Origin of the sequence: Sulfurimonas sediminis, from assembly GCF_014905115.1 — a bacterium.
GTDB lineage: Bacteria > Campylobacterota > Campylobacteria > Campylobacterales > Sulfurimonadaceae > Sulfurimonas > Sulfurimonas sediminis.
In genome coordinates, this window is sequence record NZ_CP041235.1 from 435,365 (window position 1) to 458,233 (window position 22,869).

Sequence of the window (22,869 nt, forward strand, 5' to 3'; positions counted from 1 at the left end):
TCTCTCCTTTTTATAGTTTTAGGTCGTATTCTAAGCCAAGTGAGTTATGAATTTCTTTCATAATCAACTCAACCGGAAGTGTCATACCACCGTATACTCTTGGTCCCTCTGTAACAATTCCACCATTTGGAATCGCCGCTTTGACTTCTTTACACAACCAACCGATAATATTGTGTTCTGGGACTATGATAGATTTTGCATTTTTAACTGCATCTCTGATCTCATCAATAGGGAATGGTCTGATAGCTCTTACCTTGATTAAACCAACGCTTAAGCCGGCTTCCTGTGCATATCTCCATGCTTCTCTTGCCTGTGCAGCTGCACAACCGGAAGCAATAAGGAATACTTCAGATTCAGGGTTTTTCACTTCAATCGGTCCACCAAGGTATTCATAAATATATTTCATTGCACGTTTGTTTGAATCCCAGATTTCCTGTTGCCATACAGCATGAATCAGGTAAGACATAAAATTTGATTTTTGAACAGGTGCATCACGTTGGATTCTTGCCGGTGGAGTTTCATTGTCCATCGCAGGAACCGGTGCAGCAACCGGATCAAATTCATTCAGTGCCATATCTTCAGGAGTCATTTCCACATAGCCTTTTGCGTGTGTTACGAAGAAACCTTCTGTAGCAACAGCAACCGGAATGTAAACATCAACTTTTTCAGCAATAGCAAATGCTGCCAATGTGAAGTCAAATGTGTCCTGCTGATTTTCAGCATGTAACATAACAGCACCACAGTGCATCATATATGCCATTTCGATATTATCTGGCTGAATAGACAACGGTGCATTGATAACACGTGTCAATATACCAAGAACTGCCGGTACACGGTGACCTGGCCAAGAAACAATCGCCTCTAAACCACGAAGTAGACCCGGTCCTGAAGTAGCTGTAAACAGACGTACACCCGCTCTTGCAGCACCTGCAATAGCAGACATGGTGCCAAGCTCTTCTTCAGCTCTGTAGTACTCTTTGATATGACCTTGCGCATATATGTCACCAACAAGGTGCATTACCTCTGACTGTGGTGTAATAGGGTAGGCGATTGCCATATCAACACTTGCTCTTTTAACGGCTTCTGCCATTGCCTGAGCACCTGTGATAAAGTGCTTTTCTCTCGGAGCTTCTTTTAACAGATAGTTAATATCTACTAATGTTTTTTCTAATTTTTTTTCTGGATTTGGACTCATTGATTATCTCCTTTATTCAACTTCAGTAACATGTTCACCTTTTCTTGTCATGATGAGACTTCTGTACTCACCATAATCAGCAGGTGATAATGTAGTCAAATCTTCTTTAGGTAAAGATGGATTTTCAGGTGGTAAAGTAGTTTCCCACTCAATGCCTAGTTTATTTCTTTCTTCAATTATAATTTCTTTAAATTTAGTAATATCTTCTGCATGAAGGTCTCTAATTGATGCCATAGCCTCTTCATGACCCATATAAGCACATAATGCCACAGTGTAGCAGTCTGTACCTGCACGTATCATTCTAAGAGTAAGATTTGCATAGTGACAGTGTACACCGACAAAAACACACGCTTTGATTTTATTATCTAAAATTGTAAGGTTGGGGTGATTAGGATTAATCTCCGCCTTCACATCAATTTTAGGGTACTTTGGTCTGTAATCCGGCATTGGAATAATTTTACAGTTTGGAATTTCAGATGCCAGCTCTAAAAGCGCTTCTGCTTTTGCCGCAACATCATCTTTCCAGTCCCATAATACTTGTGGACCAGGGAAAATTGTCGGGTTATCTCGAGTCAGCAATGCTTTTGCTGCATCTCTCATAGCCTCTTCTTCACTTACTTTATTTCCATAAAGCAAAGCCTGCCCTTCAGGTGCAAGTTCAACTCCCATATATGGTGCCGATTGAGGCATATACCCAGCCGGACCTTCTGTTACTTTTTTTAACATTGTTACCTCCTTATTTAGTACGAATACGAAAAAGTTTCGATAAATTACATCGAAATGCCCTAACACGCAGTTAAGCTTGGTAACTATATTTTAATTTTAAGACTATTTTCTTTCATCTAGTTGAATTTGCGAATTATTATTATTAGTATTTTATATTATTATTTATAAGATAAGAATTGCAAATAAGTACGGCAAACAGAGCTCCTCATACAGGAGGCTACAGAGAATATTATTTCTCTTTGTTTTTATTCTTAAAATAAACATAAAAATATTATTTAATTTATTAAGATTAATTTTTTGGAAAAAACCTGTAACTTTTTCGCCTGTTTCCCCTGTAGACGCTATTGGAATTTTAGTATCTGCAGGGAGTTTGGAGAGAAAGCATAAAGAAAGGTGTGTAGAATTTACACAGTATAAATTACTTATTTATACTGAATTGAGGAAGAATCAAAAAAGGAAATTTTTGACTGAGTAGTTTTACATCATCTGCAATACTCTCACCGATAAAGATCAAGAGAGATTTTTCTTTATACTCGGGCAGCTCTTCATAGCTGGCATCACCAAAAGAGTAATTGATAAATATAGGATTGGGTACATCGGTAACTTTTACAATGCCTTTTGTCCTGTAGATGCTCTTGGGAAGGGCACTGAGGAGTTGGTCTATATCATTAAAGCGTACATTCTCTTTGAGATAGGCTACTTTTTGGGTGATAGAGTCCTTGCCTGTATGATCAAGATGCTTGTAGTCTTTTGCCAGGCCAATGACTTCATCTATTTGATAAACGCCTTCAAATACCTCTTTGTTTACCAGACCCTGCTCTGCATAGTGAATCATATAGTTATTAAATACCGTCTCTCCAGTGAGATTGTTTTTAATGTTATACTCTTCTTTTATCTGTATAACCTCTTTTTTTACTTCTTCAAGTTCTGCAGGTGTTACCAAATCGACTTTATTGAGTATGATAATGTTGGAACCGCCTAGTTGATACTTGGCGGTAGAGTTCTCTTTGTATGTATCAAAGTTTTTTGCGTCGACAACACATATGATACCTTCAATGGAGATACCGAGATTTTGCAAAGAGAGAAAAATCGGAAAAGGCTCGGAGGCACCGGAGGTTTCTACAAATATGATGTCGGGATTGTATTTGTTGACAATTTCACTCACACCGCTTTCGAATTCCTGTGCCAATTTACAGCAAATACACCCTTCTGATATCTCAAGTACTTCACTGTGTACATTTGTAAGAATTTTACTGTCAACTCCTATATCACCAAATTCATTGACAACTATTGCTATTTTTTTGTTTTTAAAATATTTTTTGACAGTATTTGTAAGCATGGTAGTTTTTCCAACACCTAAAAATCCTGTAATTATAAAAGATTGTATGATGGGGTCAGCCTTTTTAGTATGGGATTGTGTTTGTTATAGAACAGAATGTTCTGAAGTATTATAATATAAAATTAAAAAAAAGCAACTACTGTGTTTAATAACAGTAGCTACTAAGTAGTTATTTTTTTGGAGATTCTAAAATCTGCTCAAATCCGACTTCTTTACACCAGTCAACTGTTAAGTCAAATGCTGCTGAAGCAGTATCAAGATTTTTTTGAATAAGCTCTTGCTTCTTCTTGAATTTTTTTTCAATAACCGAGTCAAGTGTAGCTGTACCACCTGAAGCTGTATATTTTTTAAGAAATCTATCTTTAATTCCCTCTTCAATAGCAGGTTTACTAACAGTTCCTAAAGCTCCAAACAGTGCACCTAACATTGCCATATTTGTTGCAAGTTCAGTTCCCGCCATATCAATAGCAAACTGAGTAAAGTCTTTCGTAAGCACTTTTACATTCAAATCACTCAATGTTTTTTTATCATCATCTGTTAAAAGGTCTCTGTCACTGTTGATGATTACAAGACCGTTTTCTTTGATACCTGCATAAAAAGGCATTGTGTATGATTTACCCATAGTAATAACCTGCGGGTGAAAAATCATAATGATATCAGGGTAGATAACTTCCCCTCTGTCATAAATAGGCACTGTCCCTATTCTTGCATAACTTTCAGATGGCGCCATTCTCTTTTCAGCACCAAAAAACGGATTTGATACAGCGTAGTAACCTTCTGTATCTGCAGCTGTAGCAGCAATGTGTGCTGCTGTTACCGCGCCTTGGCCGCCAAGACCAGGCATTCTGATTTTTATTGAATCTTTTGCCATTATATACGCCCTTCTTCTTTACATTTTTTCAAAAATTCTTCTGCTTCAGGTGAAACATGTTTGTAAGATGCGAATCTGTCTTTATCCTGATCTTTCATCTCACCAAGGCCTTCATTTGCACTTAAACCGATTTCAAGAATACACGGTGTGTAAATATTAAGGAAAGTCGGTCCGATTTCTCTTGCTATCAATATTGCTTCTCTGACTGCTCTAGCAACTGCTTTTGGAGCAGAAGCTGTCATATTTACAGAGTAGTGACATCCTGAAGTTGTTGCTAATTCCCACATAGGAACTTTGTCAAACTTTTTACCCATAGGCGCCATTTTAAAGACTTGTCCTTTTGCTGTAGCACCAGACTCCTGTCCACCCGTATTTGCATAGACTTCATTGTCAAAACAGATAGTAGTGATATTTTCCTGTCTAAAGAAAGACTGAAGTGTATAGTCCAGACCGATATCAACAGTAGCACCGTCTCCGGCTAAAACAACAACATCTTTTTCAATATCCGGGAATCTCCAGTCAAGCACTCTTTTGATTCCTGATGCAACTGCATTTTGGTTACCAAAGAGTGAATGCACAGTATGAAGCGCGATATGCGGGAACATTAAAGATGTACATCCTGTAGAGTTTACAATAATTGTATCTTCCGGTTTTGGCAGTGCAGAAAGTACATATCTCAATGCAGCCGCTTCAGGACAACCGGCACAGAGTGAATGCTCTTCTAGCAACTCTTTTGTGTCAGGAAGTTCCTTGATACCACGTGGTTTGTCCATTTTGACTGACCATGTAGCTTTTTCCTCAAGATCTATAATCTCTTGAGGCATAATATCACGAAATTCTGGATTTATTTTATAGATATCTAATGCCATCTTATGCTCCTTTTCCCGGGTTGATTTTTTCCATAACTTCCGCAATAATTGCTTCAGCAGGCATACTCATACCACCAGCGACTCTCGGTCCACCGACAATGTCTGCTTCACACTTGTTGTAGAGTTCTTTTCTTACTTCTTTTTCTAACCATCCGACAACATTGAATTCAGGTACGAAAATATGTTTGATACCTTCAACAGCTGCAAGAAGTTCTTTGGCAGGGAAAGGTCTGATTGTTCTTAGCTTGATAACTTTAGTTTTTATGCCAAGTTTCATAAGCTCTCTGTGTGCCTCTTTTGCCTGGTTTGATGCCGTTCCACATGTAACGAATGCAATTTCTGCATCATCTTCACCAGTAATGTGGATAAGACCTTTGAGGTAGTGCTCTGCATAAGGGCGTGAACGCTCTACGGCTGATCTTACTTCCCATTGCCAAGAAGCATGTGTTGCATAAGAGATATAGTTTGATTTCATTACAAACGGATCTCTTAAAAAACGTCCCGGAGGTGTTTCTGAGTCAATTGGAGGTAATGGAGCTTTATATGGATCATACGGCTCTAGTGCAATATCATCAGCTGGAAGCATTACTGCTTCTCTTGTATGTGATACAAAGAAACCGTCAACTACTGTAATAATTGGAACATGAACATCAGGTTTTTCAGCAACAGTAAATGCTGCAATTGACATATCAAATAGTTCTTGAACATTCTCAGCATACCAAATCATACATCCAGTTTCTAACATAAAAGAAACCTCAAGATTATCTGGTTGAATCGTTAGTGGTGAGTTGATACCACGAGCCATTAAAACCAACTGGCAAGGTATTCTTGTACCTGACCACTGAGGAAAGTTCTCCATCGCTCTGAGTGTACCTGGTCCGGAAGTTGTCGTAACTGTTCTGGCACCTGCCATTGCACAGCCTGCAACTTCAGACATTACACCAAATTCGTTTTCACCTCTAAAATAAGTACCGACATATCCTTCAGCCCATAGTTCACCAATAAGGTGAGCTGCTTCTGATTGTGGTGTAATTGGGTAAGATACCGAGGCATCTACCGTACATCTTTTCATTGCTTCTTTTAAAACTTCAGAACCAGTCATGAAGTGTTTCTCTCTAGGAGCTTCGAAAAGCAAATAGTCTGTTGAAACTAATTTTTGTCCAGACCAGTTGTGTGTGTTTGTCATATCACTTCGTTTACTCATTGTTTTATACTCCCAACTCTGATTTAACTTCTTTAGCTATTTTAATGAACTTTTCAAGATCAGAAGCATGTTGGTCTCTAATAGTAGCCATTGCATCTTCATGTCCGGATAAAGCACACATTGCTATAGTGTAACAGTCTGTTTCTGCTCTAACAATCTTTAATGCAACATTTGCATAATGACAGTGAACACCGATAAAAATTGCTGCTTTGATTTTGTTTTCCCAAATCGTCAAGTTTGGATGATTTGGATTGATTTCAACTTCAGCATCAATTTTTGGATATTTTGGTCTGTAGTCATACATTGGAATCATGTTTGCATTCAGAACTTCTGCCATCTCTTTGATAAGAGTTGCTTTTCTTTTTGCTTCATCGCTCCATGCGTAAAGTACTTGTGGACCGGGGAAAATTGTTGCATTTTCTTTTGTCAACATCTGTTTTGCAATTTCTCTCATTGCCGTTTCTTCATCTACCACATCTTCTAATAAAAGTGCTTTTCCTTCTGGTGGTGTTATTACACCTTCGTACGTAGCCGCAGGATATGGTGAATAATACGCAGGACCTTGGTTTGCCATAAGTTCTCCTATGATTTTTTTTATTTTACTCTATTTGTTACTTAAATCTAAAACTTAGACTTAGACTGCTTCAACGTTAGGCATTTCCATCGTAATACAATCACGATTGAGCATATCAGTACATACGTATACACATAATGCACACCCTTTACATCTGTCTACATCAACCCAAGATGTATTTCCGCTTTTATCAAACATGAGTGTATTCGCTTCGGGGCAATACAGAGTACATGTATTACACTTGTACTCCGCACACATGTCAGCATTAACTTTTGCTACATAATACATTTTTTCTCCTATATATGACTTAAACATAAAATACCAGCCAATTGAAAATTTAATCAATTTTAAGTATCTTTATCAGTTTTGTGGCATCAAAAAATATAGAAATATACTTTTTATCAGCAACATTTTATGTTTTCAGTTGGGAGTTTACTTGGAAAGTCCTTTAAATTCTCTTTAATTTATAAGATAAATATTTTTTGTAAAACAATCGACCTGCATAAATAAGTTGTTTTGCCGGGTCTTGTGCTACTTTTTGAAGCAATGAGGATATATTGGTGTTACAATATGTAACACCAAAGGATAGCCGGATTATCTCAAATGGCTGTATAGTGAGATTTAACCTAAATATTAGCTGTAGTAATCTATGACTGATTCTATTTTTAGCCGAGCTTAAAAGTTATAATGTTTAAATTGCTGCCATATAAATATAAAAGGGTTCAATATGGTTCAGGTTAATAGTATTATAGATCCGTCAGCACTTAATGATGTGTTGCATGGCTTAGAAGAAGAGGGAATACAGGGTGTTACTGTAACAAGAGTATTAGGAAAAGGTTGTTGGGACGGTACAGAAACCGAATTGACAGAAAAGGTAATGGTTATTGTTATAGTTCCCAATAAGATTTATAAAGACAAAGCAATGGAGGCTATTCGTGCAAATGCACAGGACATAGAGCACGGTGCAGGAAAAATCTGGGTCGTGCCTGTGTTGGAAGTTGAACGTATCCGTACCGGCGAAAGAGATTTGGATGCTTTGGAAAAGACTATAGTGAAAAACAAGAAAAAATCGAATGATATTGATTTAGATGCTTTCAGTGCTATTGATACACCGGCGAGCTAAGTATTAGCACCAGAAAACAGGAGTTTTAATGGAAAAAATTATACTGCTTATTCCGGGTATTCCTATTGTGATAGCATTTTTGCTGATTTTTGTGAAGAAAAAAGAGTTTATTCCGAAAATCAGTCTTATTTTGTCCAGTATGATAGCCTTGCTCGGACTCTACGGAGCGTATTATGTTATAAGCAATGATACCCAAATCACAGGATTTGGCGGCCTGCTTATATATAATCAGCTTTCAGCCGTTTTGGTGCCCTATGTTGCAATTCTTGGTCTGGTAATTCGTAAATATGCTACAAAATATATGTGGGATGAAGCAGGGTATAAAAGATTTTTCATTCTTTTGAACTTTATTTTTGCGTCAATATATTTACTGGTTATGAGTAACAATCTGATTGTTTTGGCTCTGGCATGGCAGCTGATGAGTATCGGTCTGTATCTGCTTGTCTCATTTAATGTCGGTTCAAAAACAGCAGTAAAAAATGCAAGATGGACTATGTATATACACAAAGGCGCCGATCTGGTTTTTTTACTGGCTGTGATACTGACATATAAAACATTTCAGAGTCTCGATCTTGCAACGCTGAGTGAAAAGTGGCTGCTTATGTCAAAAACATCGGTTGATGAGCCGATAATCTTTGTAATCGGGCTGCTTTTTTTAATTGCCGCGATGATGAAATCTGCCATCGTGCCGTTTCATATCTGGCTGCCTTACACTTCTGAAGCGCCAACCCCGGTATCGGGATTGATGCATGCGGGTGTTGTCAATGTAGGCGGTATACTGCTCAACAAGCTTGCTTATCTGTTGATGCTGACGCCGGGCGTACTCAATATCGCTTTTGGCATTGGACTTTTTACCGCAATATTTGCATCGGCTTTGATGCTGGTGGTATCAGATATCAAGCGTTCTCTCGGATACTCTACTGTAGGACAGATGGGGTACATGATCATGGAAATCGGTTTGGGTGCATTTTCACTTGCCGTCTATCATCTTATCGTGCACGGTATTTTCAAAGCAACACTCTTCTTGGAATCAGGGGCTTTGATTAAATATGCCCGACATGATCCCAATATACCCGAACGCCTCTCCTATAAAGTATTTTGGGAGGATAAAACAGGCAACAGGAGTAACAGACTCTTTTATCTGATTGCACTTTTTACCATTTTGCCGGTTCTGGCTTTTATAGGGGTGAAAATGGTACTGAGTGAAGAGTTCTTTGAATTTAATGCGGCTATTGTTATACTCGCCTTTGCCTGGTTGACAGGAACACAGCTTTTCCTGTCATTCTTTAAAGTCTCAAAGTCTGATTCGATACAAGTTATTCTGGCACTTGTCAGCACATTTGTTCTGATTTTGTTTACCTATGAGTTTATCGGTCTGACACTTGAGCATTTTTTATATGGTGAGGATGCCTTACTCTTTTATAAAGCGGCAACACTGAATGTGACGATGGCAAGTTCCATGGTTATGCTGGCTGTCATTATGACTATTGGCTGGCTCTTTATGTATAAACAGCATTTTGTGGAAATTTCCCATGCTGACATAAAACCAAGTAAAATGAAGTGGCTCTTTTACAAACTGTTGGCAAAAGAAGGGTTCTATTTTGAAATATTTAAGCGTTCTAAAAAAGGGAGACTATGATATCTGGTATTTTATTATTTGTGTTAGCCGCAGGATTTCCTTATTATGTTTTTCTGGAAAAAAGCAAGAGGATTGGCAGCAAAGGTATCTTTTTATTGAGTGGCCTTTTGCTTTTATGTGCAATAATACTCTCTTTTTTCATAGAAAATGAACATCCGACTTCACTTGTCGTGATATCGTTTTTCAGTGCATTGTATACTATATACAGGGCTACAAAAACAACAAATTTTTATAAGCTCGGATACTATTTTATTTTTATAAATGCTCCGTTTTTTATGCTTTTTGAAGACAAGGGAGCCTTTTACAGTCTCTCTTTGCTGGTCTCTCTGCTTGGGATCTATTTTATAGGAAGGTTTTATGAAAAAAATTATGGCAGTGCAAACTATCTTGCTGTAAGAGGCGTAACACTTGCCACACCTTATCTGAGTATCTATATTACTGTGTATCTGCTTTGTATAGCTCTCTATCCTCCCTTTCCAAATTCGCTCTTTTTTTTGAATTATCTCTTTACGGGGGAACCGTTCAGGCTTTGGTCTATAGTTGTTATAACACTTTTTACAGGAAACTTTTTCTTGGCTATGAGAGTTATGGAAAAGTCACTTTTTGGAAAGCCGAATTTAAATATTCACTATGTGGATTTGACTTTTAAAGAAAAACTGTTGCATTTATCTGTTGTTACAGTTTTACTCGGACTGAGTATATATGGACTGAAGGAGCTGCTTTTATGAGTACAATCATGCAAAAGCTTGATGCTGTCAAAGGCACGGTACCCCACTACTGGCCAATCGGCGCATTTATTCATCACAACCCTTTAAAAGGTTTTGAACATCTCCATTTTAAAGAGGGAGTGGCCAAGGCACAGAGTATTTTTGGCGGGAATGTTTACATGCAACCGTCGTATTATCTGAATCTTTACAAAGAGGGTAAAATCAATTCTGATTTGCTGGAAGCAAACTTAAAAGAGATACTCAAAAGTGACGGATTGCAGGAACATTATGATCTGGCAAAAAAATGCCTGACAGAAGTTAACCCGAAATGGAACAGTCTTCGAAGCACTGCAGATTTAAACGAACATGAAATTGATGAAGACCTGTTGGCATATCTTGATGAAAAGTTTTTTTATCATAACAAAGAAAAGTGGATAGAAAAACTGACAAAGCATATGACACTCTATGAGATCAATGATATTCTTTTTGAGCATGATAACAAAGAGATGATAGAAAAAGATATTATTGAGTACATCACCAGATTTCTGGATGAGCAACTGACAACCATCACTATGCCAAACAGAGAACTGGGAATGTTTGAAACATTTAAACTGTATGAAAACTTTGACTATGCGAAGGACTCTGAGTCTTTTGTGAATGAAGCGCTTCAAAAGCTGAAAGTGAAAAATGTCGAGCAGTATCTGCTTGCACATATTTTAAAATTGCACGGATGGGCAGGATTTATAAAATACCGTTCTGAAGATCCTGACTATTTTTCACAGCAGGAGTATCCGTCATCACTTATGGATTATATGGCGATCAGACTCTATTTTGAACTTGCCTATCTTCAGCACAGACAAATCAACAATTTCGAACTGCTGGACTCTTTTGTGAAAAAAAACAGTGCCTGTGTCATTTTGAAAATACTGCAGGCAAAAGGGGATCTGCCCGGCAAATATATAGATGCCATACAGGAGCATCAAGATTATGAACAGATTTTAGAAAACTATGTGCAGGATGAACTCAAACTCGATGCCAAGCAGGTACATCTCTCAAGTGCTCAGCTGAATAATAAAAAGATTGCCTTGACAGAGTTGGCCAAAATTATGGAAACACTGCGTTCAGAAGAGGGATATATCTGGCTGAAATCTCTTGAAGACAGCTATATTCATGCTTTTATTGATGAGATGAAACTGACGGAAACAGTTGATGGGCAGAGGCCTCTGGCTTCTGCCACATTTTGTCTGGATGTGCGTTCGGAACTGATGAGAAGATCTCTGGAGAGCAGAGGTAATTATGTAACATACGGGGCAGGAGGCTTTTTAGGTTTTCCTATTGCTTTTGTGGAGTTTGACAAGGCACATGAACAGTTTTTATGTCCGGCGGTGGTAAAACCCGGCAATATTATATTTGAACTCCCAAAAGAAGCGCATGAAGAGTACAGTTCGAAAAAAATTATGAACAAAACTACAAAAAAAGTTTTAAGTGATTTAAAAAACAATCCTTATACTCCTTATATAATGGTAGAGGCAATAGGCTGGATTTTTGGAATAAATCTTTTTGGTAAAACATTTTCTCCAAGAAAAACAAACAAATTTCTGTCCGGCTTCAAAGCACAAAAGCCTAAAACCACATATACGCTGGACAAACTCTCAGAACAAGAGATAGAGATGTATGTCAACAAAATACACAAGTATGTGATTGTGGAAGCTTTGAAAAACAGTGCATCGCAGGAGTATGCGGCAGAAGAGATTCAGGACATTCGTGATCATCTGGTTTTCGAAAAAGAGTTGTCACTGGATATTCCAAAAGAGTTGCTGGAAAAACTGCGCACGAAGTACAAAATAACACGCAAAGATTATGAGTATCAGAAGAACAAACTCAAAATGGTCGGATTTACACTTGAAGAGAAAGTACAATACCTCTACAGTTTTTTGATGATGATAGGTCAGGTGGATAATTTTGCCGAGTTTGTCATTCTCTGCGGACACCAAAGTGTTTCAGACAACAACCCGTTTGAATCGGCACTTGACTGTGGCGCATGTGGCGGGAGCAGCAGTTTGCCAAACAACAGAGCCCTCTGTATGATAGCCAATTCGCAAGATGTAAGAGAAGCTATAGCTAAAAAAGGAATTGTCATTCCTGATGATGTTAAATTTATGCCGGCTTTACATGTAACGAGTACAGATGAGATAAAATTTTATGATACAGATGTTCTCACGCAAGAAGAGTTGCAAAAATTCAAAAAGGTTATGGCGGATTTTGAAGAAGCTTCAAAAATTGCGCGCCAGGAAAGAATCACCCAGCTGCCATATACAAATACCCAGGAAGATATCATGGTGAAATCAATGGACTGGTCAGAACCAAGACCGGAGTGGGGACTGGCAGGAAATATGGGTGTTTTTGCCGGTCCAAGAAACTCTATAAAACACATGGCATTTCAAAACCGGCTTTTTATGCACTCGTATGATGCCTCTTTGGATAATGAAAATGCGGATATTTTGACAAAAATTTTCAACGGACCTCTTATTGTTGGTGAGTGGATTAATCTTGAACACTATTTTTCCACAGTAGACAATACAGTTTATGGGGCAGGTTCCAAAGTCTATCATAACATTGTTGCAAAAGTCGGGGTTTTTAACGGTAACTACGGGGATCTTAAAATAGGACTCCCGACACAGTCTGTTATGCTCGAGGGCAAAGCCTACCATGAACCGGTACGACTGCTTACCTATATGGAAGCCCCTTTGGAAGCAGTGGGCAAGGCGGTTGAAAATTCGGTAGCCAAAGAGTTTATTTTAAATGAATGGATACGACCTGTCATCATTGACAAAAAAGCGAAGAAGGTCTATTCGTATGAATCAGGTGATTTTAAAGTTATAAAAGAGTTTTAATAGTATGTTTTCTTAACCATACTTTTAAGCGCAAAGTGATATAAATAAGTAATACTATACAAAGGAAAGATTAATGTATACAATAGAAATTGACAAAGAGTGCAGTTGCTTTAAAAAAAGCGGATTTGAAAACAATATGACATTTGAGTCAAGAGAAGATATGATCAATAAGGCAAGAGTAATGGAGTGCCGAATGAATCAGGAGTTTTGTATGAAACACTTTTTTCAGGCAGTAGACTATGGAGACAAAATAATCATTCACAGTACTGTGCGACCTGTAGAAGATGAAGATGAAGATATCGAAGATGCAAGAGACTTGGTACAAAGAAGTGGCGTAACTATAGGTTTTGATGCCTCTGAAAGCACACCAAACGGAAAAGAAAACTGCAACACACCAAGCTCTGATTTTTAAAGCCAGGCATCTTTTTCGGAACCGGTACTTCAGTGCCGGCTGAGAGTGGCAGGACTATTGCAACAGCCGGCACTACAGAAAAAAATTTAGTTTTTTTCACAAGTCACGCTTTAGCGTTAGAAAGTACCGATTCCGAAATATTGCTTATTTTTATTTTGCTATACTTGCATAAAAAAAGTGAGTGAAATTTGATGCAGGATTATCTTATTGTCTTTCTTGTGCTGTATATGCTTCTGGAATTTTATGAAGTGCAGTGGCAGAAGGCTGGGACACTTATGGATATGCTGGCACGTATGTACCGCTATTATCATAAAAATGTTCTTCTTTTTCTGATTATGCACCCGACCTTTTATTTTGCTGTCTGGTTTTTGTTTTATACCCACTATAATCCCTATGCTTTGGCATTACTCTCTTTTAAAACTGCTGATATTGTAAGTAAAATTATTATGATTGATCAGGTTTTTATAAAAAAAGAGATATCAAAAGAGTTTGCCCAGGTATTGCTTACTCCCATAGGACCGTATCTGCCGTATGCAGGGCTTTTGCTTTATCCGTTTTTTATATATATGGCCTCAGTGTGAAAATACAGAAGATAGAGACACAGACAAAGAAAAGAGCACTGAAAACGCCGTTTGTCACAGCACTCAGACGGGTAGAAAATGTGCTGTTTATCCGTGTGAAGATTACATGTAACCAAGGTTTTTATGCTTATGGCGAAGCACCTGCCACAAAAGCAGTGACAGGGGAAGATTTGCAAAGCATTGCAAATGCGATTGGCGGGTTGAAAGATGCCTTGCTTGGTCTTGCACCGGGTGAGGCTTTACATGTAATCCATGGCAGTGCAATGGGTTCGAGTGCAAAAGCCGCTCTTGATATGGCCGTTGTCTCTTTGCTGGCACAACAGAATAATCAGACACTGTTAGAGTATCTCGGCACAAAAGATTTTTCTCCGGTTTTTACCGATATTACTGTCAGTCTCAATAATGCAGAGAGAATGCTTGCAGATGCGAAAAAAGCTTTTGACAACGGATTTCATATTTTAAAAGTAAAGCTTGGCAGTGACATAAACCATGCTGTTGCAGTTACAAAAATGATTTGTGAGACGCTTGTGGATGCAGAGGTGCTCATAGATGCCAACCAGGCGTGGAGTCTTGAACAGTCATTATACTATGCTGAGACCGTAGAGGGATTACATGTAAGCCTGATTGAACAGCCTGTAGTTGCAGATGATTTACAGAGCCTGAAAATAATAACCCAAAAAAGCACTGTTCCTATTCTTGCGGATGAAGCTGTTTTTACACTTGAGGATGTCAAAAGAGTGTATGAAGAGTAGGTAAATCCCACGAAAAATAAAATAAATCTTAATCAATAGATTCAAAAGAACTGGAAGAAATATTGCTTAGACTCCTAAAACAAGGAGTTTACCATCAAATTAACACGCACAAAAGCCTTACTTGAATCGCTAAAAAGTATCCCAGACTATAGAGTAGATACAGGGAAGATAGAATATCCATTGCACGAAGTTCTTTTCATGACACTTTTTGCACTTATCAAAGGAAATACAACTTTTAAGGATATATTTTCATGGATGATATATAACAAAGACAATGCAATACTCAAAGAGATTTTTGATAAAGAAGAGATAACGATTCCTTCCAAATCAACATATCATCGTTTATTGATAAACACAGATAATAATGCTTTGGAAAAAGTATTTAGAGAGTTCTTTTTTCCATTCATTGCACAAGAAAATATTGCTATTGACGGGAAGTGGCTGAGAGGTAGCGACGTGAATGGTCAATACACACAGGAAAGACATAAAGCAATACTAAATATCTTGGATAAAGATATAAAAATAGTGTTTGCTCACAAGTTTTTAGATAAAAATAAGAGTAGCGAAATTACTGCACTCAAAGAGGTTTTAAACGATAATATTTTTAGCAATGAAGGACAGATATTTTCCTTTGATGCACTGCTTACTCAATCAGAGATTCTCAACACTATTGATGAGCAAGGTAACAGATATATAGCAAAACTCAAAGATAACCAGAAACACCTCAAAGAGAAAGCTATAAAGACCATAGAAGAGTTTAATCAGCCTACAGATAGAGTTGATGATGAAGATAGCTATTTAACTGAAAACAACAAAAGAGTCTCTCGAAAAGTAGAAGTTTTTCAAAATAAAAGTGCTGATTTAGTTATGTATCATGAGAACTTTCAAAATATTCAATCACTCATTAAAGTGACGAAAACATTAACAAATGCACAGACTGGTGAAGTTACAATTTCAACTCAATATTTAATGGCTAACTTTAAAACAACTGCAAAAGAGTTTCTTCAAAAGATACTGCAACATTGGAGAGTGGAAACATATCACTATCACTTAGATATGCTTACTGAAGAAGATGACCATATAGCATATAAAGAGCCTTTCTCTATAGCTATTCTTAGAAGTTTTACTGTTAATCTTTATCAGTTGTTTTTAAATGAGAACAAAGATAAAAAGGTACTCCTAACCGGTAAAACTACAATGGCAGATATTAAAAGAAATGCTCTTTATCGTGATGATTTTAGTGTTCAATTGATTGAATCAAACTATATTGATTAAGATTTGTTTTATTTTTCGTGGGATTTACCTAGTATGAAGAGGGCTGTGCCGATATGATAAATGTCAAACTGATGAAATGCGGCGGTGTGAGCAGGGCACAGGCAATTTTTGAATATGCCAGAGCCAACAACATAGAGTGTATGCTGGGTTCTATGCTGGAGGGTCCCGTCTCCATACATGCGGCGCTCTGTCTTGCTTTTGCATACAGAGATGTTGTAAAGTATATAGATTTGGACTCTCCTTTGCTGTATAAAAAGGCGCCGAGGGTTTTGGGAGAATTTGGTATAATACATGACAAAATACAGATTTTGTAGGTGAATATAATAAAGGTTGAGAAATGAAATATGATTTTTCCGGGGTTTTAGATGGTGATTCGGAGCTGATTTATACTGAACTCAGAGACAGATATTTAACCTGTAGTGAATCATATGAGCGTGAAAAAGTGGTAAAAAAGTTTTATCTGAGAATTATTAATCTGTTTCATCAGTCATTCACTTCGAATGATATCAATACTCTCTATAAAGAGCTGGCACTCTATAAAATTTCTATGAATATTCCCTACATCATTATGACTAACGAAATATACGGGCTGAAAAATCTTTTGTTATCCAGAATTGCACAAAATATTGAGGGCAATAAAATTTTAAACCTTATTGCCCTGTTTAAAGAGATAAACAATGGTGTTGCCTATATCTATCTTTCAAGATATACACAGGAGATTTATACCGTAAACAACATTCGTCTTAGTTCAATATCTGATCTTTTGGAAAAAGATATCATCATAAAACATTACGAATCACATTTAAACTGGCTCAATGACCTGGCAAAACATATTAACAATTTTGACAAAAATGATTTTCCCGAACTTGACGGGATGCAGTGTGAGTTTGGACGATGGTTAAATAGCAGTGCAAAAAAAATCATCCAAAACAACTCAAAACTCAAGTCTTTAATGCGACTGCATAATGATTTGCATATGTTTGCGAAAAAAATATTTGTAAACTTGGAAACATCGGAGTATCATGTGCTGATTTCCTATCTGGAAAAATGTGAGCTTATCTCTTTGAGTATCGGTACAGAGTTGGCACTTATTGACAATATCGAGATGAATAAAAAAATGACCAAGGATAATCTGACAGGTGCGCTTAATCGAAATTCTTTGGAACTAATATTTAAAACTCAATATGATTTTTCTTATGCTACTGATAATTCCTTTGTTTTTGCAATATGTGATTTAGACTATTTTAAAAATATAAATGATACTTATGGGCATGTCGCCGGAGATAAAATGTTGCGGTTTTTTGTCGAAATAGTTAAAAAGCATATCAGAACTTCTGATATTATTATACGCTACGGAGGCGAAGAGTTTATTATAATCCTTTCAGCCATACAAAAAGAGGCAGGTTTTAAAGTCTTAGAAAAGATACGCCAGGCTTTTGAAGCCACACTACTTGAACTAGATGGACAAAAGTTACAGGCCACTGTAAGTATGGGTGCCATGTGGATTAAGCCTGATAAAGTATACAGGCATGCCCTGCTTGACGAATATGTGATGATTGTGGACAAGATGCTTTACTGTGCCAAAGAAAACGGAAGAAACACGATAGAGGCTATTTAGAGGCAACAAATCTCAGCCAGATAAAGCCAAAAAAACTGCCCTTACGGGACAGTTCATACTCTCAACTTTGCATACTAATAATGCATCGGGAACCATTCCTAGAATGGCACAGATGGGGTTAAATATCAGAGATCAATTATAAGACTAAATAAGAATAAGTTGAAATATGTGTATAATTTGTGTATGAATTTACAGGATTTAAAAAACAGGACAATATTGTTGCTTGGAAAGAGCAGGGCTTTTAGTGCAGATGAGTTTGTGTCACAGCTGAAGTTTCACAGCATTGCTCTGTGCAAAGAAGTTACGGATGCGGTTACACTTGTCGTTGAGGGGCGCATGATGAGCCCTTATGAACAAAATCTGAGTGATACCCTTTATGAGGAAGAAAAATATGAGTTTATGGCTATAGATTTGTTTGAAAAACTTTTGGCACAAGAGATTGACAGCGATACACTGCTTATGAGTCTCAAACTCTCCAATGACAAAAAAAGATTAAAAAGTTTTTTGCAAAACAGCTGTATAGAAGATGCGCTTTTCTTTAAACTTTTAAAAATGTACTCTTTTGGCGGTGAAGATTTTTTCGAAAATGATGACAATCGTGATGTCTCTGCTGCCTTAATAGCAAGATTTTATGAAAATATAGAACGAAACCACAATGTGCAGTATGCAACAACGGGAATTTATCATCTGATAACGCAGACAAAAAACGAACAGCTTCTAGAAGCCATCGCTTTTTTGGAGCCGAGCAAAAAACATCCAAAAATTATAAAAGCACTTGCCTTGCATGAAAAAACACCAAAAAATGTGCTAAAAATGTTTTTAAAAAAAGGGGATGAAAGAGCAAAAGAAGCAATGGCATATAATGTTAATCTTGAGAAAAATATAGCCCGTGAGTTGATAAAAAATAAAAAATTTGCCGAGATCGCAGCACAGAATATCAGGTTAGATGAGGAGATGTTCTCACTTTTGTCTGAGTGTAAATATGCTTTGGCGACAAATGAGACACTCAATAAAGCTATGCAGCAGGAGCTTGTTACATGTAACGATGAAAGGATTCATCTTGCTTTGGCTGCAAACAGACGTTTACATGTAACGATATGCAAACAGCTGCTTTGTCTTAATAACGAGAAAATCAGAGAAGTAATTTATGCCAACAGTGCAACGCCGAGAGATATCCTGGAGTCTGCCTATAAAGAGGGAAACTACAATGAGCCGTTGAGTCGCAACAATGCGACACCACAAAATATTTTAGAAGAACTTTTGAAATGCGGGGATGCGCAGATACTTTTAAATTTGGCAAAAAATGAAAATACTCCGATAGATATTTTATATCAACTGCAACTTGAGAGCCGTTTTGAGTGGGCAGTCAAAACAAACAAAGCCTTTGCAAAACATATACAAAATGAAAATATAGGATGGTTAGTATGAGAGCAGGAGAATTGAGACAGGCTTTGGAGGCACTGGTCTTGCAAAAAGTGCCTACATTTGTGTGGGGAGCACCGGGAATCGGAAAGTCTTCGATTGTCAAACAGATTGCACAGAAAAACAACCTTGGTTTTATTGATTTGCGTTTGGCTTTGATGGACCCGACAGATTTAAAAGGCATACCTTTTTATGACAAAGAGTCACACACCGCACTTTGGGCACCGCCTGCTTTTTTGCCGAGTGAAGGTCAGGGGATTTTGTTTTTGGATGAGCTTAATTCTGCAGCGCCTGCCGTACAGTCTTCTGCCTATCAGCTGATACTTGACCGGCGTGTGGGAGAGTATGAACTGCCTGAGGGTTGGGCTATTGTGGCGGCAGGAAACCGTGAGGGTGACAGAGGGGTGACCTACCGAATGCCGGCTCCTTTGGCAAATCGTTTTGTGCATTTTGAACTGGAAGTAAGTGTGGATGATTGGCGTGACTGGGCGTACAAATCCGGGCTTGAGAGTCGCATAATTGCCTATATAAGTTATAAGAATGAGCATTTGTTTACCTTTGATGCCAAAAAGGAGCATAAAAGTTTTGCAACGCCCAGAAGCTGGGAATATGTCGGAAGTATTTTACAAAGTGCTCTGCCTGCATCTGTACTTTTGGAAACAGTGAGCGGTGCGGTAGGGCGTGATGTCGGTGTTTCATTTTTGAGCTTTTTAAAAGTAATGGACAGGCTGCCTGATATAGAGAAGATACTCAGCGGAGAGGAGTTCGTCTACAGCGAGGAAGTGGATGTTTTATATGCTTTGAGTTCGGGCATTGTCAGTCACTATCTGCAAAATCCGAGTCAAGAGAGACTTGAAAACCTGCTTAAGTATACCCTTGGACTCAAAGGGGAATTTGCCGTGATGATAGCACAGGATCTGCAAAGAGCAGGTGTCACGATGGAAGGTTCAAGTGTTTTTAAAGAGTGGGTAAGAAAGTTTTCTTATCTTTTAGACTGAGCGCGGTAAACAGGCTTAAAGAGTCGGCAAGAAAGTTCGAAGAGTCGGCACTGCAGAAAAAAATTTAGTTTTTTTCTAAGTCATGCTTTAGCATAGAAAGTACCGATTCCTGGAGGATGCATAGAGTCTTTTCGGAACCCATCCTTTAGTGTCAATGCCGTTAAGTTAAACATTTTTTTGGAACCCGTACTTCAGTGCGGGCGAGAGTGGCGAGAAAGTTTAAACAGTCGGCACTAAAATACCGATTCCGAAAATAGGAGTGAAGGAAAAATATGCAAAAAACAGAAGAAAAAATTTCACAAGCAAAAGCAAAACTTTTACTGGAGTATCCCTATTTCGGGACCCTTGCCTCTAAAATTGATGTTATTATAAATGATGATATTGAAGCCTTTAAAAGTGACGGCAAAAAGCTTGAAATCAACAGCGACTACCTGCAAAATTTAGAACTCTCTGAGATGGAATTTGTCTTTGCCAACGGGGCAATGCACGCAAGTCTTGCTCATGAGATGCGAAAAAAGAACCGGAGCGGCTGGCTGTGGCAGATGGCTACAGATATGGCAGTTAATGACATGCTTGTGCAAAACGGCCTTGATATGCCTTATGGAGCGCAGTACAGAGAACGTTTCAGCGGGATGTATGCCGAAGCAATTTATGCCGAATTAAAAGATGATATCCTGCGAAATGATGAAGATTTGGAATATGAAGCCGATGAGAGTGATGATGTACAAAGTGACAACCAGGAACAAACACCCCAAGAGTTAGAAGAAGAAATTTTACAAGAGCAGCTTTTTGCCGAGGAAGCCATTGCTCTTTTGGAATCCAAAATGCACAAAGGCGAAGCACCGGTGACGATTGAGCGTTTTTTTCAACTGAATGACTTTGGAAAAATTGACTGGCGAAATGAACTGCGGATGGCACTTGATCCTTATTTTCGGGATGATTATGTCGTGATGCCACCTTCTAAAAAATTGCTTTACAGCGGTATTTACCTGCCTTGCAATATTTCTCAGACCTTTCGTCTTGTGATTGCAGTGGACAGTTCCGGCTCCATTGATGAAGTGCTTTTAAATGAATTTTTGAGTGAAGTAAATTTTTTGATGACTTTGGTGCAAAATTATCAGATTGAACTGCTTGTATGTGATGAAAAAATTCAATCACATAGTACTTTTTACAGTGGAGAAAGATTGGAAGTAAACATTAAAGGCGGAGGGGCAACAGACTTTCGTCCTGTTTTTCATTTTACAGAAGAAAACTTTGATGATTTGAAACTGCTTTTGTATTTTACAGACCTGGATGGAACTTTTCCAAAATATGTACCGGATTATAAGGTGAAATGGATAAGTTCCAAGGAAAAGAAACTTCCGTTTGGAACACTTATAAAACTAGATCAGGCTTGAAAAACAAGCTGATTTCTACCATTGTTTTTTGCTTTATACAAGAGCATGTCTGCTTCATTGATATTGTTATCCAGAGATTCTTCCTCGTGAAACAGTAAGGCACCGATGGAAATTGTAAAACGAATATACTCATCATCTTTTGTGTGATAAGAAAAGCGCTCTACATTTTCCCGTAATCTTTCAAAAATTTCACGTGCGCTGTGTCTATTGATGTTTTTTAAGACGACACAAAACTCTTCCCCACCAAATCTTGCAACAATATCTTGTGGGTTTGTAGAGCTTCTGAGAATGTCTGCAAGGGCAGTAATGACTTTATCACCTGTATCATGTCCATAGGTGTCATTTATTTTCTTAAAATGGTCAATATCAATCATGCCTATGGCAAATTGTTCTCCTTTGTCTTGAATTTCATTTATATAGTCATTTACTTCCTGAAAGAAATATCTTCGGTTATATAATCCTGTAAGAAAATCACGATTTGCGTATTGTGTGATGAGCTGTATGTTTTCCAATGCTTCTATGGCATTATTGACACGACAGGAAAATTCTTCTTTGGAAAATGGTTTTTTAATGTAGTCATTTGCACCGTGTTTGAGAAACATTGCTGTTACTTCTTCATCGGTATTTCCTGAAAGTGCGAGAATGCAGAGCTCATTTTTTGAGTAGGTTTTTCTTATTTCTATGGTTAGTTCTAGTCCATCCATCACTGGCATGTTGTAATCAGTAAGCACTAAAGAGATGTCGGGCTGTGATTTTAGCATTCCTATGGCTTCTTCTCCATGGGCTACAGCAATCACGGTAAAAAAGAGATTTTCCAAAATATTTTGCATTGTTTGTCTGAAAACACGAGAGTCATCGACAACTAAAACTTTATGATTTCTGTTTTTTTGAAGTCTTTGAATCATTTGAATAATGTAATCCATTTCATCAATATCGTTTTGACTGTTTTTATTGATATAATCAATGATGTTTTTTTGAAGCATTTTGTATCTAAATTCTTTATCAGTGATTCCACTGATGACAATTGAATGAAGTTTCTTTTTTGCAGCAAAATCAACGATTTCGCCATTATTTGAGTCAGGAAGATTTATATCCAAAAGGGCTAAAAAATATTTATGACCTGCGATAAATAATTTTGCTTCTTGCATAGTGTAAGCTATATCAACTTCTATATCGAGTGCTGATGTCAGTTTTTTGGCAATAAATTTTGCCAATGCTTTGTTGTCTTCTACTATTAAAATTTTTTCATTCATCATAAATGTCCCTAAAAAAT

General features: G+C 37.6%; 20 protein-coding genes and 2 pseudogenes. 14 read left to right on the plus strand and 8 right to left on the minus strand.

The genetic code is table 11. The features are described from left to right. Positions 1 to 10: 10 nt before the first annotated feature. The 7 genes from FJR45_RS02465 to FJR45_RS02495 form a co-directional block, all read right to left on the minus strand. Positions 11 to 1,195, minus strand: coding sequence for a transketolase C-terminal domain-containing protein (locus tag FJR45_RS02465; protein WP_193151195.1), 1,185 nt, complete (start codon positions 1,193 to 1,195; stop codon positions 11 to 13). A 12-nt stretch (positions 1,196 to 1,207) separates the two neighbouring features. Then, complete coding sequence (locus tag FJR45_RS02470; RefSeq protein ID WP_193151196.1) at positions 1,208 to 1,921, minus strand: carbon monoxide dehydrogenase beta subunit family protein; 714 nt, start codon at positions 1,919 to 1,921, stop codon at positions 1,208 to 1,210. Between the two features lie 418 nt (positions 1,922 to 2,339). Beyond that, on the minus strand, positions 2,340 to 3,311 hold the full coding sequence (locus tag FJR45_RS02475) for a GTP-binding protein (protein WP_193151877.1): 972 nt from the start codon (positions 3,309 to 3,311) through the stop codon (positions 2,340 to 2,342). A 118-nt stretch (positions 3,312 to 3,429) separates the two neighbouring features. Further along, positions 3,430 to 4,131, minus strand: a complete 702-nt coding sequence (locus FJR45_RS02480) for a 2-oxoacid:ferredoxin oxidoreductase subunit gamma family protein (RefSeq protein ID WP_193151197.1) — start codon at positions 4,129 to 4,131, stop codon at positions 3,430 to 3,432. Beyond that, positions 4,131 to 5,000: a thiamine pyrophosphate-dependent enzyme gene (locus tag FJR45_RS02485; protein ID WP_193151198.1), complete on the minus strand. Its 870-nt coding sequence runs from the start codon at positions 4,998 to 5,000 to the stop codon at positions 4,131 to 4,133. Before FJR45_RS02485 ends, FJR45_RS02480 begins: the two co-directional genes overlap by 1 nt. A gap of 1 nt (position 5,001) precedes the next feature. Further along, complete coding sequence (locus FJR45_RS02490; RefSeq protein WP_193151199.1) at positions 5,002 to 6,204, minus strand: transketolase C-terminal domain-containing protein; 1,203 nt, start codon at positions 6,202 to 6,204, stop codon at positions 5,002 to 5,004. A 4-nt stretch (positions 6,205 to 6,208) separates the two neighbouring features. Next, a complete protein-coding gene (locus tag FJR45_RS02495) occupies positions 6,209 to 6,778 on the minus strand; it encodes a carbon monoxide dehydrogenase beta subunit family protein (protein ID WP_151901043.1) in 570 nt (189 codons plus the stop codon). Between the two features lie 727 nt (positions 6,779 to 7,505). On the opposite strand from FJR45_RS02495, the gene FJR45_RS02500 reads away from it, so the two are divergent. The 14 genes and pseudogenes from FJR45_RS02500 to FJR45_RS02565 all read left to right on the plus strand — a co-directional run bounded on the left by FJR45_RS02500 (position 7,506) and on the right by FJR45_RS02565 (position 21,596). Continuing rightward, entirely contained in the window at positions 7,506 to 7,901 is a 396-nt protein-coding gene (locus FJR45_RS02500; RefSeq protein WP_193151200.1) for a P-II family nitrogen regulator, read from the plus strand. Positions 7,902 to 7,929: 28 nt separating this feature from the next. Further along, on the plus strand, positions 7,930 to 9,540 hold the full coding sequence (locus tag FJR45_RS02505; protein WP_193151201.1) for a proton-conducting transporter transmembrane domain-containing protein: 1,611 nt from the start codon (positions 7,930 to 7,932) through the stop codon (positions 9,538 to 9,540). A 95-nt stretch (positions 9,541 to 9,635) separates the two neighbouring features. Further along, a complete protein-coding gene (locus tag FJR45_RS02510) occupies positions 9,636 to 10,268 on the plus strand; it encodes a hypothetical protein (protein ID WP_193151202.1) in 633 nt (210 codons plus the stop codon). After that, a complete protein-coding gene (locus FJR45_RS02515; protein WP_193151203.1) occupies positions 10,265 to 13,141 on the plus strand; it encodes a putative inorganic carbon transporter subunit DabA in 2,877 nt (958 codons plus the stop codon). Before FJR45_RS02510 ends, FJR45_RS02515 begins: the two co-directional genes overlap by 4 nt. A gap of 73 nt (positions 13,142 to 13,214) precedes the next feature. Continuing rightward, the gene (locus tag FJR45_RS02520) at positions 13,215 to 13,553 is read left to right on the plus strand and encodes a hypothetical protein (RefSeq protein WP_193151204.1); all 339 of its coding nucleotides are present in this window, start codon (positions 13,215 to 13,217) and stop codon (positions 13,551 to 13,553) included. Between the two features lie 191 nt (positions 13,554 to 13,744). Beyond that, positions 13,745 to 14,134 (plus strand): hypothetical protein, encoded by a 390-nt coding sequence (locus tag FJR45_RS02525; RefSeq protein WP_226966460.1) that lies wholly within the window; start codon positions 13,745 to 13,747, stop codon positions 14,132 to 14,134. Next, positions 14,131 to 14,886: an enolase C-terminal domain-like protein gene (locus FJR45_RS02530; RefSeq protein ID WP_193151205.1), complete on the plus strand. Its 756-nt coding sequence runs from the start codon at positions 14,131 to 14,133 to the stop codon at positions 14,884 to 14,886. Before FJR45_RS02525 ends, FJR45_RS02530 begins: the two co-directional genes overlap by 4 nt. Positions 14,887 to 14,979: 93 nt before the next feature. Then, positions 14,980 to 16,161: an ISAs1 family transposase gene (locus tag FJR45_RS02535; RefSeq protein WP_226966519.1), complete on the plus strand. Its 1,182-nt coding sequence runs from the start codon at positions 14,980 to 14,982 to the stop codon at positions 16,159 to 16,161. 47 nt (positions 16,162 to 16,208) lie between these two features. Next, positions 16,209 to 16,475, plus strand: a pseudogene (locus FJR45_RS02540) (enolase C-terminal domain-like protein); the annotation flags it as partial. A gap of 23 nt (positions 16,476 to 16,498) precedes the next feature. Further along, positions 16,499 to 17,779, plus strand: a complete 1,281-nt coding sequence (locus FJR45_RS02545) for a GGDEF domain-containing protein (protein ID WP_193151207.1) — start codon at positions 16,499 to 16,501, stop codon at positions 17,777 to 17,779. A gap of 37 nt (positions 17,780 to 17,816) precedes the next feature. After that, a pseudogene (locus FJR45_RS02550) lies at positions 17,817 to 17,921 on the plus strand (ATPase, T2SS/T4P/T4SS family); the annotation flags it as partial. Between the two features lie 41 nt (positions 17,922 to 17,962). Next, positions 17,963 to 19,207: a hypothetical protein gene (locus FJR45_RS02555; protein WP_193151208.1), complete on the plus strand. Its 1,245-nt coding sequence runs from the start codon at positions 17,963 to 17,965 to the stop codon at positions 19,205 to 19,207. After that, complete coding sequence (locus FJR45_RS02560) at positions 19,204 to 20,199, plus strand: AAA family ATPase (RefSeq protein WP_193151209.1); 996 nt, start codon at positions 19,204 to 19,206, stop codon at positions 20,197 to 20,199. Before FJR45_RS02555 ends, FJR45_RS02560 begins: the two co-directional genes overlap by 4 nt. A 272-nt stretch (positions 20,200 to 20,471) precedes the next feature. Next, a complete protein-coding gene (locus FJR45_RS02565) occupies positions 20,472 to 21,596 on the plus strand; it encodes a vWA domain-containing protein (protein ID WP_193151210.1) in 1,125 nt (374 codons plus the stop codon). Here FJR45_RS02565 and FJR45_RS02570 read toward each other — a convergent pair. Continuing rightward, the gene (locus FJR45_RS02570; protein WP_347402231.1) at positions 21,587 to 22,852 is read right to left on the minus strand and encodes a GGDEF domain-containing response regulator; all 1,266 of its coding nucleotides are present in this window, start codon (positions 22,850 to 22,852) and stop codon (positions 21,587 to 21,589) included. The genes FJR45_RS02565 and FJR45_RS02570 overlap by 10 nt on opposite strands. Positions 22,853 to 22,869 lie beyond the last annotated feature (17 nt).

Coding starts and splice junctions, on each gene's coding strand:
- FJR45_RS02480 (WP_193151197.1), bottom strand. CDS start 4,131: ATGGCAAAAGATTCAATAAAAATCAGAATGCCTGGTCTTGGCGGCCAA.
- FJR45_RS02470 (WP_193151196.1), bottom strand. CDS start 1,921: ATGTTAAAAAAAGTAACAGAAGGTCCGGCTGGGTATATGCCTCAATCG.
- FJR45_RS02495 (WP_151901043.1), bottom strand. CDS start 6,778: ATGGCAAACCAAGGTCCTGCGTATTATTCACCATATCCTGCGGCTACG.
- FJR45_RS02570 (WP_347402231.1), bottom strand. CDS start 22,852: ATGATGAATGAAAAAATTTTAATAGTAGAAGACAACAAAGCATTGGCA.
- FJR45_RS02545 (WP_193151207.1), top strand. CDS start 16,499: ATGAAATATGATTTTTCCGGGGTTTTAGATGGTGATTCGGAGCTGATT.
- FJR45_RS02490 (WP_193151199.1), bottom strand. CDS start 6,204: ATGAGTAAACGAAGTGATATGACAAACACACACAACTGGTCTGGACAA.
- FJR45_RS02505 (WP_193151201.1), top strand. CDS start 7,930: ATGGAAAAAATTATACTGCTTATTCCGGGTATTCCTATTGTGATAGCA.
- FJR45_RS02500 (WP_193151200.1), top strand. CDS start 7,506: ATGGTTCAGGTTAATAGTATTATAGATCCGTCAGCACTTAATGATGTG.
- FJR45_RS02520 (WP_193151204.1), top strand. CDS start 13,215: ATGTATACAATAGAAATTGACAAAGAGTGCAGTTGCTTTAAAAAAAGC.
- FJR45_RS02555 (WP_193151208.1), top strand. CDS start 17,963: ATGAATTTACAGGATTTAAAAAACAGGACAATATTGTTGCTTGGAAAG.
- FJR45_RS02485 (WP_193151198.1), bottom strand. CDS start 5,000: ATGGCATTAGATATCTATAAAATAAATCCAGAATTTCGTGATATTATG.
- FJR45_RS02515 (WP_193151203.1), top strand. CDS start 10,265: ATGAGTACAATCATGCAAAAGCTTGATGCTGTCAAAGGCACGGTACCC.
- FJR45_RS02565 (WP_193151210.1), top strand. CDS start 20,472: ATGCAAAAAACAGAAGAAAAAATTTCACAAGCAAAAGCAAAACTTTTA.
- FJR45_RS02560 (WP_193151209.1), top strand. CDS start 19,204: ATGAGAGCAGGAGAATTGAGACAGGCTTTGGAGGCACTGGTCTTGCAA.
- FJR45_RS02525 (WP_226966460.1), top strand. CDS start 13,745: ATGCAGGATTATCTTATTGTCTTTCTTGTGCTGTATATGCTTCTGGAA.
- FJR45_RS02465 (WP_193151195.1), bottom strand. CDS start 1,195: ATGAGTCCAAATCCAGAAAAAAAATTAGAAAAAACATTAGTAGATATT.